The organism is Stenotrophomonas sp. NPDC047960, assembly GCF_043204395.1.
GTDB lineage: Bacteria > Pseudomonadota > Gammaproteobacteria > Xanthomonadales > Xanthomonadaceae > Stenotrophomonas.
Genome location: NZ_JBIDBX010000001.1, coordinates 1162492 through 1176097, shown reverse-complemented (window position 1 = coordinate 1176097; position 13606 = coordinate 1162492). Strand labels below are relative to the sequence as shown.

The 13606-nt window shown below is 66.8% G+C and carries 13 protein-coding genes; 2 read left to right on the top strand and 11 right to left on the bottom strand.

The annotated features are described in order from the left end of the window. Nucleotides 1-484: 484 nt before the first annotated feature. Nucleotides 485-1240 (top strand): hypothetical protein, encoded by a 756-nt coding sequence (locus ACGFZ3_RS05555; protein WP_392917474.1) that lies wholly within the window; start codon nt 485-487, stop codon nt 1238-1240. A gap of 21 nt (nt 1241-1261) precedes the next feature. On the opposite strand, the gene ACGFZ3_RS05550 is transcribed toward ACGFZ3_RS05555, so the two are convergent. From ACGFZ3_RS05550 to fusA, 8 genes are all read right to left on the bottom strand, one after another. Beyond that, complete coding sequence (locus ACGFZ3_RS05550) at nt 1262-2050, bottom strand: CHAD domain-containing protein (protein WP_392917471.1); 789 nt, start codon at nt 2048-2050, stop codon at nt 1262-1264. A gap of 42 nt (nt 2051-2092) precedes the next feature. Continuing rightward, entirely contained in the window at nt 2093-2266 is a 174-nt protein-coding gene (locus ACGFZ3_RS05545; RefSeq protein ID WP_392917468.1) for a hypothetical protein, read from the bottom strand. Further along, nucleotides 2263-2538: a hypothetical protein gene (locus ACGFZ3_RS05540; protein ID WP_392917466.1), complete on the bottom strand. Its 276-nt coding sequence runs from the start codon at nt 2536-2538 to the stop codon at nt 2263-2265. Before ACGFZ3_RS05540 ends, ACGFZ3_RS05545 begins: the two co-directional genes overlap by 4 nt. Nucleotides 2539-2598: 60 nt before the next feature. Beyond that, nucleotides 2599-3267: a sulfate/molybdate ABC transporter ATP-binding protein gene (locus tag ACGFZ3_RS05535; protein ID WP_392917463.1), complete on the bottom strand. Its 669-nt coding sequence runs from the start codon at nt 3265-3267 to the stop codon at nt 2599-2601. Further along, nucleotides 3257-3940 carry a molybdate ABC transporter permease subunit gene (modB, locus tag ACGFZ3_RS05530; RefSeq protein WP_392917460.1) on the bottom strand — a complete coding sequence of 228 codons (684 nt, stop codon included), beginning with the start codon at nt 3938-3940 and terminating at the stop codon, nt 3257-3259. Before modB ends, ACGFZ3_RS05535 begins: the two co-directional genes overlap by 11 nt. Nucleotides 3941-3943: 3 nt before the next feature. Then, entirely contained in the window at nt 3944-4684 is a 741-nt protein-coding gene (gene modA / locus ACGFZ3_RS05525) for a molybdate ABC transporter substrate-binding protein (RefSeq protein ID WP_392917457.1), read from the bottom strand. 64 nt (nt 4685-4748) lie between these two features. Further along, nucleotides 4749-5669 (bottom strand): M14 family metallocarboxypeptidase, encoded by a 921-nt coding sequence (locus ACGFZ3_RS05520; protein WP_392917455.1) that lies wholly within the window; start codon nt 5667-5669, stop codon nt 4749-4751. Nucleotides 5670-5838: 169 nt separating this feature from the next. Then, entirely contained in the window at nt 5839-7875 is a 2037-nt protein-coding gene (gene fusA, locus ACGFZ3_RS05515) for an elongation factor G (protein ID WP_392917452.1), read from the bottom strand. A 519-nt stretch (nt 7876-8394) separates the two neighbouring features. Between fusA and ACGFZ3_RS05510 the strand changes: the two genes are divergently transcribed. Beyond that, nucleotides 8395-10593, top strand: coding sequence for a TonB-dependent siderophore receptor (locus ACGFZ3_RS05510; protein ID WP_392917449.1), 2199 nt, complete (start codon nt 8395-8397; stop codon nt 10591-10593). A 78-nt stretch (nt 10594-10671) separates the two neighbouring features. On the opposite strand, the gene ACGFZ3_RS05505 is transcribed toward ACGFZ3_RS05510, so the two are convergent. From ACGFZ3_RS05505 to ACGFZ3_RS05495, 3 genes are read right to left on the bottom strand one after another with little or no spacing between them, the layout of a single operon-like run. Next, a complete protein-coding gene (locus ACGFZ3_RS05505; RefSeq protein WP_392917446.1) occupies nt 10672-11448 on the bottom strand; it encodes a heme ABC transporter ATP-binding protein in 777 nt (258 codons plus the stop codon). Next, nucleotides 11445-12440: a FecCD family ABC transporter permease gene (locus ACGFZ3_RS05500; protein WP_392917443.1), complete on the bottom strand. Its 996-nt coding sequence runs from the start codon at nt 12438-12440 to the stop codon at nt 11445-11447. Before ACGFZ3_RS05500 ends, ACGFZ3_RS05505 begins: the two co-directional genes overlap by 4 nt. A 58-nt stretch (nt 12441-12498) precedes the next feature. After that, on the bottom strand, nt 12499-13554 hold the full coding sequence (locus tag ACGFZ3_RS05495) for a hemin ABC transporter substrate-binding protein (protein WP_392917440.1): 1056 nt from the start codon (nt 13552-13554) through the stop codon (nt 12499-12501). Nucleotides 13555-13606: the final 52 nt, after the last annotated feature.

Here is a 13606-nt window from a genome sequence, read left to right as displayed (position 1 = left end):
GAGACTTCGGCACGGGATGCATCCGGGACGCCTCTATCATCAGCCGCCACTCGCGGGGCAATAGGCTCAAACATAGCCAGCAGTAGCCAACAGATTCGGCGGTCCAGATACGCCGTTTCGCATAATGTATATTATGTAAAAGCCAGCCGTACCCACCGCCAACCGCCAAGGAACCAGTTCGCGCCGCCCAGCCAGCTCTGGGACCCTCCCAACGGCACCCTTGGCCTCAGCCCCAGCCAGCTCCATTTCTGACTCTGTCTGGCAGGCCTCCCCAGCCAGATCTGGTCACCGTCGCCGCAGACCCGAGGCTGCTCAACATACCGAAACGCAGCCCGATCAATCCCGTGTGGCCGGATGCAAAGACCCCTGATGCACGGCGGTAACACTGGCGCCGTGACGCGTCACACAAATACGCCGCCGACCACCGGCATCAGCCCCGCCACCCATCGCGTATTCTTTGAAATCTGCCTGCAAGGATGCCCGCATGAGCGACAGAATTCACTCTGACCAACGCACCCAGGACCCGCCTGAGCTGACCTTCGTCATGATGGATGACCTGATGGACGAGTTCTCCGCCAGGACCCGCGGCAAGCAAGCCGGAAAGATTGAGCGCATCGCCACGGCCACTGGCGTCGCTGGCGCATTGGCCGGCATCCTGCTGGGGTCGCTGCTCCAAGAGCCGTTCAATCTATACGCTGCAATCGTCGGACTGGGCGTTGAGTGCCTGGGGTTTGCCATCGGCATGGCCCTGTCGTTCAAACGTGATTGGCGCTGGATACGCCATGCACGCAAGGACACCGCCGAGTCCATGGACACGGACTTCCTCAAGTTCGAGGAGTACATTCACCAACTTCGCCAGTTCCCAGCCCGGGACCGCGCACGCCGACATCGCTACATCCGTGATCGCAGCACCCGCATGATCAGCCGTACGCGGCTCTTCACCGGCGGCATGGAGCGACTAGGCGTATTCCCGCTGTTGCTTGCGCTGTACATCCAGCTCAAAGACTGGAAGTTCGGTGATTGGGCTGCACTGAACAACGTCACCCTGATACAGGGCATGTTGATCTTCGCGCTGATGCTCGCTTACCTCATTTTCCTGCATCTGATGCACATCCATAGTCGTATCGAGGCCATTGAAGTACTTCTCAATGAGTCTGCAGAACGTGATCGTGAAGAAGCGTCTGCAGAGCCATTGCAAGTGCGCGCCGTAAAGACGCACCCAATTCCAATGACAGGTTGAGGGGCGCAACTTCCCTGCCGTTCAGAGCTTGACTGCCGCCAGCTCGGCGTCGATCTGCTCCAGCGCAGTCGCTTTGTGGATGTCCGCCGGCAGATTGCGCACCAGGTTGCGCAGCAACCGAAGATCCTGCATCCAGCCCAGCCTGTCGCTGACCTTGTGCAGTGCCTTCGCCTTGCGGGCAACAGCACCATCGCCATGTACATGCCCATGCAGGGTGCCGAGCACATGGGCGGCATCAAGCTGCATGCGCAGTCGCCGCGCGCGACGCCGCCAGCGATGCACGGCTTCATCGTCGCCGTCATCCGCTGCACGCGCGGCTGCCTTGACTACCCGGCGTTCGCTGCGCGCCAGCGCCGCCCGAACACCCGACCGACGCAGCCGCTCCCACGGCTGCTGCTGCATGTGTGGCATCACCTGTTCGACCACTGCGCGTCGACGGGCGAATTCCGGATCACCGCGCAGTGCACGTTGCAGAATACGTTCGCGGCGCGCCATCAGTGCAGCCAGGATCGCGCGCCATTCGACAGTGCCATCCAACGTCTGCAGCCGGGCCGCCGTTTCGACCACCACGTGGGCATCGCGCATGTACGACAACCCCTTGCCAAGGCGACGCAGCGCCAGGTCGTCGCGCGCGAGGCAGAAATCGTCTTCGTCCAGCAGCGCCAGCAGGGCGCGCATGCGTCGGATCGCTTTCCGCGCCGCGTGGATGGCATCGTGCCGGTCCAAGGTGGCGGCCAGCGCCTCGAGCACTGCCTGTCCATCCCGCCTCAGCAGCTCTCTGGCCGCCTCTCCCGGTGCATCTTTCGACATCGAACACCCCGTGCCAGGTCGATGGGCGGAGTGTATCGGATGTCACCCGCCCTGCTCCGCCTCGCCGTCCAGCAACCGCTCCACAAAGGCCAGGGCGTTGCTCAGGACCTGATCGAAGTCGGCCGCCTCGGCCACTTCGGGCTGGATCCAGTGACGATCCTTCAGTGCCACCACGAAGACAAAGGCCGGCTTTCCTTCCGGCTGCCAGGCAGTCACATGGAAGGTCTCCCGATGCCGAGGAACACGAATGCCGTGACCAGCATGGTCGCGCGGACCTGCTCGAAGATGCCGCCTTCGAGGTCGCCGCCGTAGAAGTTGAACTGGAACACGTGCATCTTCATGGCAAAGGCCATGATCACCAGGAACACCACGATCGGGATCACCTTGGCGATGGCGACGAACCTGTTGATCGCCGCGGCCTGCTGTACCCCGCGCAGGATCATGAAGTGGAACAGCCAGATGCCGGCCGAGGCCACCAGGATCGCCACCACGGTGTTGCCGTCGCCGAAGATCGGGAAGAACGTACCCAGGGGTGTTTTGTGCGGTATTCAGCGATGTTTTGCCTGTCCGTCGATCAGCTCCACCACCTGCTGCCCAAACATCGTCACGTCTACGGGGTCGTGGCTGATCAGCAGCAACGGAATGCCGGTGGCGTCCAGCACACCCTGCAGTTCCAGGCGCAGGTGATCGCGCAACGCATGGTCCAGCGCGGCGAACGGCTCGTCCAGCAACAGCGCCTGCGGGCGGGTCACCAGTGCCCGTGCCAAGGCCGTGCGCTGGCGCTGCCCGCCCGACAGCTGGGCCGGCAGCATCTGTGCCAGGTGCTCGATGCGTAGAGCCGCCATCCAGCGTTCCACCTCGGGGTCGGCCTCTGCGCGCCGGGGATTGAACCAGCCGCGACGCAGGCCGAACGCGATGTTCTGGCGTACGGTCAGGTGCGGGAACAGGGCGTAGTCCTGGAACACATAACCCAACCGGCGCTGCTGGGGTGGCAGGTGAATGCCCTGCGTGGCATCGAACAGCGTCGCACCGCCCAGCCGGACATGGCCATCGTGCGGTCGCAGCAGGCCGGCGATGGCCTTCAGGGTCAGGCTCTTGCCGGCGCCGGAGGGGCCGAACAGCACCACCTGCCGCTGGCTGCACTGCAGCTGCACGTCCAGCGTGAACTGCTGGCCGGGTGCCTGCATCGTGCGGCGGACATCCAGCTCAAGCCACATCGCGCATCTCCCGGCGGCGCCCGCCGACCAGCCGCGCGGCCACCAGCAGGATGAGGATGCACACCACCGAGGTGAGGATCACCAGAGCATTGGCGGTGTCGTCATGCCCGGCCTGCACCGCTTCGTAGATCGCGATGGACAATGTCTGGGTGCGCCCGGGAATGCTGCCGGCTACCATCAAGGTGGCACCGAACTCGCCCATCGACCGCGCGAACGCCAGCAGCAGCCCCGCCAGGATGCCGCGCCAGGCCAGCGGCAGGCTGACCCGCAGGAACAGTGCGAACTCGGAGACACCGAGCGTGCGCGCGGCCTGCTCCAGCTGCCCGTCCACGTCCTCGAACGCTGCGCGTGCCGGCTTGAACACCAGCGGCAGCGAGGCAACGGCAGCGGCGATGACCGCCGCCTGCCAGGTAAACACCAGGTTGATGCCGAAGCTGGACTGCAACCATGCGCCAAGCGGACCGTTGCGCCCGATCACCACCAGCAGGTAATAGCCCAGCACCGTCGGGGGCAGCACCATCGGCAGGGTCAGCAGCGTGTCCAGCAGCTCACGCCCGGGAAACCGGCGCCGCGCCAGCAGTGCCCCCAGCGCTACGCCCAGCACCAGGTTGATCGCCGTGGCCCAGCCGGCCACCTTCAGCGACAACCAGAGCGCGGACCAGTCCAGCGCCATCGATCAGGGCGCGCCGAAACCGTGCCGGCGAAGGATCGCCTGGCCCTGCGGCGACACCACGAACGCCACGAAGCGGCGCGCTTCCACCGAACGGGCACTGCCCTTGATCACCGACACCGGATAGGTGATCGGCGACCTCAACGGCACGTCGAAGGCACGCACTACCCGGCCGGGCATGGCCTGGTAATCACTGGCGTAGACGAAACCGGCATCCACTTCGCCGCGCGCCACGTAATCCAGCGACTGGCGCACGTTCTGGGTGGTGATGGTCCTGGCGGCTATCGCATCCCACATCCCGGCTTCCTGCAGTGCGGTGCGTGCGTAGCGGCCTACCGGCACACTGTCCGGATTGCCGATGGCCACCCGTTGCACGCCCTTCCCCGCCAGCGCCGCCAACGTGCTGGGGGCGTCCTTGCGGCCCGGCGGCACCACCACCACCAGCCGGTTGGTGGCGAAGGTCCGGCGCGAATCGGTTTCCAGCAGCCCGCCCTTCGCGGCCTGACCCATCGTAGCGGTGTCGGCCGTGGCCAGCACATCCACCGGCGCGCCGCGCGAGATCTGCTGCAGCAAAACCCCTGAAGCAGCGAAGTTAAGGTCGACCTTCGTGCCCGGATGCGCCGCTTCGTACGCACTGGCGATGTCACGGAAGCTCTCGGTCAGGCTGGATGCGGCCGACACGGTCAGTTCGGCGGCGGTGGCCGGCAACGCGGCCACCATCAGCAACAGGCAGAACAGTCGTTTCATCGATCAGGTCCCGAAAGGTTGCCTCGATGATAGCCACGGCGGGATGCCCGCCGCGCGAAGACCGTTACGCTGCCTGCAGGGCGAAGTCCAACCCGGCACGCACAGCGGCCACCTGGGCATCGTTGCACTGCGCCGGCGTGGTCCGAGGGCTGTCCGGGTAGACCTCGGTGGTGGTGGCGAAACGCGCGTTGGTGAAGCCAGCGCAGGCGCCGATCGAGCGCGATTCGCCCCAGACCACGCCGGGTGACTGCAGCGGCAGCCCGACCAGGTTGCCGTGTGCATCGGCGGGGGCGATGTGGGTGATCGGGGCGACAGCGGCGATCAGGGCACGCTGGAACGCCGGCTCCGGATTTTCGCTGTTGCCGATCACATAGAAGCCGTCCGGAATGGTTTCCGGGGTCCATGCCTTGCCATCGCGCGAGGCCAGCGCCGGGTCGAACTCATGCGCATCGCTGTCGGTGGTTTCGTGCAGGTCCAGGTGAACCAGCAGGTTGTCATGACGCGCGGCGATCCAGTTCATGAGCGAGGCCGATTCGACGATGCGGCCGCCGTCACGGAAGCTGCGGTTGGGATCGATGGCGTCGCGGTTCCAGCGCTGGATGCGCTCGTAGCCCCAGGGGCACACGCAAGGGGCGACGATCAGGTTGATGCGGCCGGCGTACTCATGCGCGTGGTCGCGCAGGAACTGCAGCGCACCGTGCACGCCACTGGTTTCGTAACCGTGCACGCCGCCGGTGACCAGCGCGGTGGGTAGCGCCGGGTCCCAGTTGCGGGTCTTGGCCAGCAGCAGCGGGTAGGTGTCGGTGATGGCGTCGAGCTGGCCGTACTGCACGACGTCCAGAGTATCGGGCAGCGCGTTCAAGGCGGAGACCACGTCGCCGGCGTAGTGGCGTTGCACGACCTGGCGCGCGCGCCATGCTGCGCGTTCGGTGTCGCCCCAGGGTTGGCCGGGGGTGCCGACGGGGTAGAAATGGGGGGTGGTCATGGGGAGTTCCTGGTAGCAGATGCGGCCATTGTAGATGAGGGCAAATGCACATCTCCGTTCGGGGCCGATGCGCTGAAGAACCCGTCAGCCCTATCGGCGGTCGTTTGGGAACCGACCCTACCGAGCCGCATGGGGCCGGAAATTTCCGGCCCCCTTCTCCTTTCAACGTTCAGGCGGCTTGTACTTCTTCGTAGCCGTTGAAGCGCATGTCGCTGGAGGCGCGGCCCTGGGTGAGCGAGCGCAGCGAGGTGGTGTAGCCGGACAACTGCGCCAGCGGCGCGTAGCCCACCACTTCCGCACGCCCGCCCTGGTCCTCGATGGAGGCGATGCGACCGCTGCGGCGGTTGAGGTCGCCCACCACATCACCGACATTCACCGACGGCACGTGGATGGCCACTTCCATCACCGGCTCCAGCAGCGTGGTTCCGGCCTGCAGCAGCGCAGCCTTCACCGCTTCAGCGCCGGCCCGATGGAACGCCATGTCCGACGAATCCTTGGCATGGGTCTGCCCGTCGACCAGCGCCACCTCGATGCCCACCACCGGGTGGCCACGTGGCCCTTCCGACAGCGCGCCCCGCACGCCCTTTTCCACCGCCGCCACGAAGCCGCGCGGGATCACGCCACCGACGGTGCGGTCAACGAAATGCACCTCGCCGTCCTCGCGCGGGCTCACATCCAGCACCACCCGGGCGTACTGGCCCTGGCCGCCGGTCTGCTTGACCACCTTGCCTTCCACGCCTCGCAGCGCCTGCTTCAGCGTTTCCTGGTAGGCCACGCGCGGCGCACCGGTGCGGACGTTGACATTCCACTCGGTGCGCAGCCGTTCCACCATTACCTCCAGGTGCAGCTCGCCCATGCCCCACACCAGGGTTTCACCGCTGTCCGCCTCGGTTTCGACGCGGAACGACGGGTCTTCCTGTGCCAGGCTGGACAGCCCCTGGGCAATGCGGATCAGGTCGGCCGCCTTTTCCGCGGTCAACCGCCATGCAAGCACCGCGTGCTGCGCCTGGATGGTGTCCAGCAGCAGCGGGCGCGAAGGGGCACTGAGCGTTTCACCACTCACCGCATCCTTCCAGCCCAGCACCGCCACGATGTCACCGGCCACGGCCTGCTTGATGTCGTGGGTCTGGTCAGCCTGCACCCGCACCAGCCGGCTGACCCGGCGTCCCTGCGCATGCTGCGAACTGGCCAACGCATCGCCCACCTTCAGCGTGCCCGAATACACCCGCACGAAGCTCAGCGCACCGTGGTGCTGGTGCGTGATCTTGAACAGCAGCGCCGCCAGCGGACCGTTCGGATCCGGCGGCAGGCTTACCTCACCCGCCTCCTCCGTGGCCACCACCGCCGGCCGGTCTTCCGGCGCGGGCAGGTAATCCACGATGGCATCGAGCAGGGTTTCAATGCCCTTGCTCTTGAACGCCGCACCCGCCAGCACCGGTACACCGGCACCGGCCAGCGTGGCCCGGCGCAGCGCAGCGCGCAGCGCCTCGGGTTCAACCGCACTGCCGTCCAGCCAGGCTTCGGCCAGCAGCTCGTCGTGGTCGGCCACCGCTTCCACCAGCTCCGCTCGTCGCGGCTCCCATTCGCTGTGCTCAGCGATGGTCCACCCGGTGCGGGTCGGCGTGCCGGCGTCATCCCACTGCACGGTACTGCGGTCAACCAGGTCGACCCAGCCGTGGAAGGCGTTTTCCGCGCCCAACGGCCAACCAAGTGCCCACGGCCGCGCCTGCAGCTTGTCCTGCAGCTGCACCAGCACGCGGTCGAACGAGGCACCGATGCGGTCCATCTTGTTGACGAACGCGATCAGCGGCACGCCATGGCGACGGGCCTGGTGCCATACCGTTTCCGATTGCGGCTGCACGCCATCCACGGCGGAGAACACCGCCACCGCGCCGTCCAGCACGCGCAGCGAACGTTCAACTTCAATGGCGAAGTCGATATGCCCGGGTGTGTCGATCAGGGTCAGGTGGTGGGTGGGTTCGCCACGCGGCGCCCAATGCGCCTGCACGGCGGCCGCGCCGATGGTGATGCCGCGCTCGCGCTCGATCGCCGAGAAATCGGTGGTGGCCGCGCCATCGTGGACTTCGCCGACGCGGTGGATCTCGCCGGTTTTCCACAGCAGGCGTTCGGTGAGCGTGGTTTTGCCGGCGTCGATGTGGGCAATGATGCCGAGGTTGCGCCGGAGGTTATGGGTCTGGGTGTTCATGAGAAGGGTCTCGCTGCTGCCAACATCAGGGAGCCGCACGCCGCCGTTGGCTAACGGGCGTGCGGCCAGGTTTGGGGCTCGGCGATCTGGTGCATGGCACGTTCTCCTTTGATGCGTGGGTGTTACGAAACACTGAAACGAAAAAAGCGCCCAATGGGCGCTCTGTCTGGGGTCCTGCGGTGATCGAATCCGATCAGCCGCCAAAGGAGCCGCGAGGCAGACGCGCCCGTCCCGCGGAAGCGCGGGTGCGAGTGAAAAACGTCAGGAGCGGCATCGAGTTCATGGCGGTGGTTGAGAGGATCTGCGGCGAATTCTAGACCTCTGGTTGCGGCTTGCAAGCAATTTTTATAACCACGCGTAGAACACTGATGGCTGTTCGGCGCGCAGGCGCGCGCGCTTGGGACGACCGTGACCTGCCTGATGCTCCCATATGCGAATAGGTCGCAATTGCATTCAACGCAAAAGTCTTTAAAATGGCGAGTCAACGTCGCTCTGCGACGACCCCGACACGGGCAGTACATGACCTCCTCCCCCGCTTCCTTCCGCAGGTTGCATCCCAACCTGCTGGCCATCGCCTGCTGCATCGCCAGCGCCGCCGCACCTGCCGCCTTCGCACAGACGCCCACCGCCCTGGATGCAGTCCAGGTCAACGCCTACCGCGCAGCCAACAGCACCAGCGGCGCCACCAGGACCAGTACCAGCATTGCCGAAACGCCGCAGTCGGTGGCGGTGATCGAACGCGCCGAACTGGATGCGCGCGGCGTGCAGTCGCTCAACGATGCGATGCGCTATGTGGCGGGCGTGAGCCTGGAAAGCAGCGGCATCGACAACCGCGTGGACGACTTCCGCATCCGCGGCTTCGATGCCGGCAGCTGGGCCAACAACGTAACCCTGGATGGCATGCGCGCGCCGCAGGGCAGCCAGTGGAACCGCAGCATGTTCGACAGCTGGAACCTGGAGCGGGTGGAAGTCCTGAAGGGTCCGTCCGCCGTGATGTACGGCCAGGTCGCGCCTGGCGGCATGGTCAACCAGGTCAGCAAGACCCCCACCCCGGACCAGCAGCAGCTGCTGCGCCTGGGCGTGGATGCCAACGGCCAGTACAACGCGGCTTTCGATGTTGGCACCGGCCGCGGCGACAACACGCACCTGCTGCGTCTGGTCGGCCTTTACCGCGATGGCGACACCCAGATCAAGCACACGGCGCAGGAACACTGGTTCCTCGCGCCCAGCTACACCTGGCAGATCGCCGAACGCACCCGTCTCACCCTGCTGGGCATGTACCAGAAGGACGACGGCGGCTCCACCTACCAGTTCCTGCCGATGGCCGGCACGCTCGACGCCACGCCCCATGGCCATATGAAGAACAGCACGTTCATCGGACAGCCCGACTGGAACACCTTCGACCGCACGCTGTGGACGGCCGGCTGGATGTTCGAACACCGGTTCAACGACCACCTCACACTGACCCAGAACGCACGCCGCACCCATGTGGATTCGCTGTACCGCGGCGTGGTCACCTTCGGCGCGCTCAATGCCGACGGCCGCACCCAGAACCGGCGTGGCGTGCAGGGCACCGGCGATTCGGACGGCGATACCTTCGACACGCGCCTGCAGGCGCGTTTCAGCACCGGCGCGGTAGACCACACCGTGCTGCTGGGCTGGGATTGGCAACGCGCGGACTGGCAAGGCGTGCGCAGCGCGATGAGCAATCCGCGCGCGATCGACATCTTCGACCCGGTCTACTACCCGTACCAGCCCGCCGTGACCACCGAAACGCCCACCGCCGGTATCAACCGGCAGAGCGGCGTGTACCTGCAGGATCAGCTGGCCGCCGGCAACTGGCGCCTGACCCTGGGTGGTCGGTACGACTGGACCAAGGACGACACGCTGAGCGCCACGCGCAACATCGCCACCGGCATCTCGCAGCCGGGTGCGCACAACGTGATCAAGAACGAAGCGTTCACCGGCCGTGCCGGCGTGCTGTATGTGTTCGACAGCGGCCTGACCCCGTATGTCAGCTATGCCGAATCCTTCCAGCCCTCCACCAGGTCGCCATTGGACAGCTTCACCCGGACCGCGTTCGACCCGGTGACCGGGTCGCAGTGGGAAGCGGGCCTGAAATACCAGCCGGCCAGCGCGGATGGACTGATAACCCTGGCCGTATACGACCTGCGCCAGCAGAACATGATTGTCGATGACCCTGTAGCCAGCCACCGCAACTGTGGTGCAACGGGTACCGCGATCTGCTCGATCCAGGGCGACGAAGGCCGCGTACGCGGCATCGAGCTGGAAGGGCGCATCACCCCCATCGAGGGGCTGAGCCTGATCGGTGCGGCCTCACGCATGGACTCGGAAATGCTGGTGTCGTCGGCTTACAAGGGCAAACAGCTGGCCATGGTGCCCGACTACACTGCCTCGTTCTGGGCCGACTACACCTTCCAGGCCGGTGCGCTACGTGGCGTGAGCCTGGCGGCTGGCGCGCGCTACAACGGCGTGAGCTACGGCGACAGCGCCAACCTGTACCGCATTCCGTCGTACACGCTGTTTGACGCGGCCATCCGCTACGACGTGGGTCAGTTCGGCAACACGTCAGTGAAGCTCGCGCTCAACGCCAGCAACCTGGCGGACAAGCGGTATGTGTCAACGTGTACGGGTGTGTCGTCGTGCTATTACGGCAGCGGCCGCACGGTGACAGCGACCGCAACCTTCGGCTGGTAGCGTCGGTTCCCGCACGAGGGCCCGTAACGAACATCGGCGCGGTAACGCATGACCCCGGCCGGAGAAGGCCTTACCGCATCACCGGTCGACGTCCGCCACCACCACCAGCGGAACATCCCGCTGCGGATGCCGCAGCACCAGAACGGGCTGCTGGTACACCCGCTCGATGTGCTCGCGGGTCAGCACCTGGTCCGGCGTGCCATCGGCAGCCACCCTGCCCTGCTCCAGCAGCACGATGCGGTCGGCGTACCCCGCCGCCAGGTTCAGATCGTGCAACACCACGATCACGCACGCGCCGCTATCGGCCAGCTGCCGCACCGCACGCAGCGTGCGCTCCTGGTGGCGCAGGTCCAGCGCCGCAGTCGGCTCATCGAGCAGCAACAATGGCGTGTCCTGGGTGAGCACCCGCGCGAACGTCGCCCGCGCCGCCTCACCGCCGGACAACGTCTGCACCTCGCGCCGCCGCAGCCCCACCATTTCGGCTTGGCCCAGCGACTGTTCCACCCGCGCCGCATCGCGCAACGCATCGGCCGGGTGCGGCAACCGCCCCATCGCCACCACCTCGTCCACCGTGAACGCAAAGCGCACGGCATGGTCCTGCGGCATCACCGCCCGCTCGCGCGCCAGCGCCATCGCCTTCCAGTGGGCGATCGGCCTGTCGTGAAGGATCACCTGGCCGGAATCGGCCTCGACGTCGCCACTGGCCACCGCCAGCAAGGTCGACTTGCCCGCCCCGTTCGGCCCGACCAGCGCCGTCACCGTGCCCGGCACAAACCCCAGGTGGATGTCGTGCAGGATAGACCGCTCACCGAAACGAACGCCCACGCCATCCAGTTGCAGGAACGGTGCGCTCATACTCCGCCGCTCCGGCGCTGGTGCAGCACCAGCCACAGGAAGAACGGTGCACCCAATGCGGCCGAGAACAAGCCCAGCGGAATCTCCGCGGGCGGGTCCAGCGTACGTGCGGCGGTATCGGCGACCACGATCAACAGCGCACCGGTGACCGCCGAGACCGGCAGCAACCAGCGGTGCCCGGGGCCCACCAGCATCCGCACCACGTGCGGCACCACCAGCCCCACGAACCCGATGGAACCGGCGAACGCCACGGCCGCGCCCACCAGCAGCGCGCTGAACGCAATCAGCTTCAACCGCGTGCGCTTCACGTCCAGCCCCAGGTGCTGCGCCTGGCGCTCCCCCAGCGCCAGCATGTCCAGCGGCGTGGCCAACCGCAGCAGCGCGAACGTACCCAGCACGAACACCGGCAACGCCGCTGCCAGATCGGGCCAGTCGGCCTGCGCCAACGAGCCCATCTGCCAGAACACCAGCGACTGCAGCTCGCTTTCGCTGGCGATGTAGGTCAGGAAGCCGATTGCCGCCGAGCAGAAGGCCGCCATCGCGATGCCCACCAGCAGCAGCGTCGCCGTGCCCGTGTTGCGCCCGGGCCGCGCCAGCGCATAGGTCAGGCTGATCGCCGCCGTACCGCCGGCGAACGCCGCCAGTGGCAGCGTCCAGCCGCCCACGCTACCCGCACCCAGCACGATGGCCGCCACTGCGCCGAGCGCCGCGCCCTGGGTCACGCCCACAATGCCCGGGTCGGCCAGCGGATTGCCGAACAGACCCTGCAGGCTCGCCCCGGCCATCGCCAGCGATGCGCCCACCAGCGCGCCCAAGAGCGCACGTGGAATGCGCAGGTTCCAGACCACCGCCATGTCGCGCTGGCTGACCTGCGCGGGGTCGAGCATGCCCAGCTTGACCGCCACAGCCTGCACCACCTCCAGCGGTGGAAGGCGCAGCGGCCCGACCGCGAACGAGGCGAGGATCGCACCCAGCAGGGCGAGCGCCATCATCGCCAGCACCCATCCGCCTGCCCGTCTGCGCGTAATGCCGACCATCACAGCGTCCTGCTCACGGCGACGGCAGTGCCGCCAGCGCCTTGGCCAAGGCCACCGCACCACTGCCCGAGCCCACGCTGGCCGCCTTCAACTGCACGTCCGGCATCACCCACACCCGGTTGGCCGCACCGGCCGGGGTCTGTTTCAACGTCGGGTAGGCCTTCCACAGGCCCGCCTCACCACCGAACAACTGCAGATCGTTTTCGGTCACCAGGATGACCTCGGGCGCTGCGGCCACCACGCCTTCATTGCTCAGCGCGGAATAGTTGGCCACGCCCGCTTCGGTGCCGATGTTCACGCCACCGGCCAACCCGATCAGCTTGCCCGAGGCACTGTCGGCGCCCGCCACGGTCGGCGCGCCGCCAGCGCCGGTCGCGGAAAGATGGATCACCCGCGGGTGCACCTTGCTGCTCGATGCGATCACGGCGGCTTCCTCCAATTGCGCCTGCACCTGCGTTGCCAGCGCGTTACCGGCCTCGGCCACGCCCAGCGCGGCCGCCACCTTGCGCACCTTGTCCGGTGCCGGCTGCAGGTCATCGATCACCACGGCCGCCTCACCCGCACCGCGCAGTTTCTTCGCCAGCTCGGTGTGCCGGCGCAGGCTGTTGCCCAGGAACAGCGTCCCTTCCAGGCTCAGCACGCCCTCCACGCCGGTGGTGCGGTTGAACAGGAACTGCTTCGGCGCCTTGCGCCCGGCGTCGGTCGCCGAACGCAGCGGCGCGGCATACACCTGCCCGCCCATGCCCAGCGCTTCGATCACCGCGATGACATCGTCGCCTCCGGCCACGATGCGCGAGGCGTCTTCCACCGTCACCAGTTCACCGTCATCGGAGGTCACCGTTGCCGGCAGCACGGGGGTGAGGTTGGCGCTGGACGGCACATCCGTGCCCGCCAACCGCAGCCAGCCCTGGGGCAGCGCGGCAAGCGTTGAAGCATCGGCTGCGCCGGCCGCCTGTGGCGCCGCATCGGGCTGCGCCGCCGTCTGCGCAGGTTTGCCGCCGCAGGCAGTGAGCGCGGCAGCCAGCCCAAGCACGAGTACGCCGTGGCGTGCGGTCAAGGATCTCGACATGTAGTTCTCCAATCAGGTGCGCGCAGGGCCGCTGCCCCGCGCGCGAGGTGCA

Bases quoted from the DNA above. Each gene is read 5' to 3' on its own strand.
- ACGFZ3_RS05555 (WP_392917474.1), top strand. From the start codon at position 485: ATGAGCGACAGAATTCACTCTGACCAACGCACCCAGGACCCGCCTGAG.
- ACGFZ3_RS05550 (WP_392917471.1), bottom strand. From the start codon at position 2,050: ATGTCGAAAGATGCACCGGGAGAGGCGGCCAGAGAGCTGCTGAGGCGG.
- ACGFZ3_RS05535 (WP_392917463.1), bottom strand. From the start codon at position 3,267: ATGTGGCTTGAGCTGGATGTCCGCCGCACGATGCAGGCACCCGGCCAG.
- modB (WP_392917460.1), bottom strand. From the start codon at position 3,940: ATGGCGCTGGACTGGTCCGCGCTCTGGTTGTCGCTGAAGGTGGCCGGC.
- modA (WP_392917457.1), bottom strand. From the start codon at position 4,684: ATGAAACGACTGTTCTGCCTGTTGCTGATGGTGGCCGCGTTGCCGGCC.
- ACGFZ3_RS05520 (WP_392917455.1), bottom strand. From the start codon at position 5,669: ATGACCACCCCCCATTTCTACCCCGTCGGCACCCCCGGCCAACCCTGG.
- fusA (WP_392917452.1), bottom strand. From the start codon at position 7,875: ATGAACACCCAGACCCATAACCTCCGGCGCAACCTCGGCATCATTGCC.
- ACGFZ3_RS05510 (WP_392917449.1), top strand. From the start codon at position 8,395: ATGACCTCCTCCCCCGCTTCCTTCCGCAGGTTGCATCCCAACCTGCTG.
- ACGFZ3_RS05505 (WP_392917446.1), bottom strand. From the start codon at position 11,448: ATGAGCGCACCGTTCCTGCAACTGGATGGCGTGGGCGTTCGTTTCGGT.
- ACGFZ3_RS05500 (WP_392917443.1), bottom strand. From the start codon at position 12,440: ATGATGGCGCTCGCCCTGCTGGGTGCGATCCTCGCCTCGTTCGCGGTC.
- ACGFZ3_RS05495 (WP_392917440.1), bottom strand. From the start codon at position 13,554: ATGTCGAGATCCTTGACCGCACGCCACGGCGTACTCGTGCTTGGGCTG.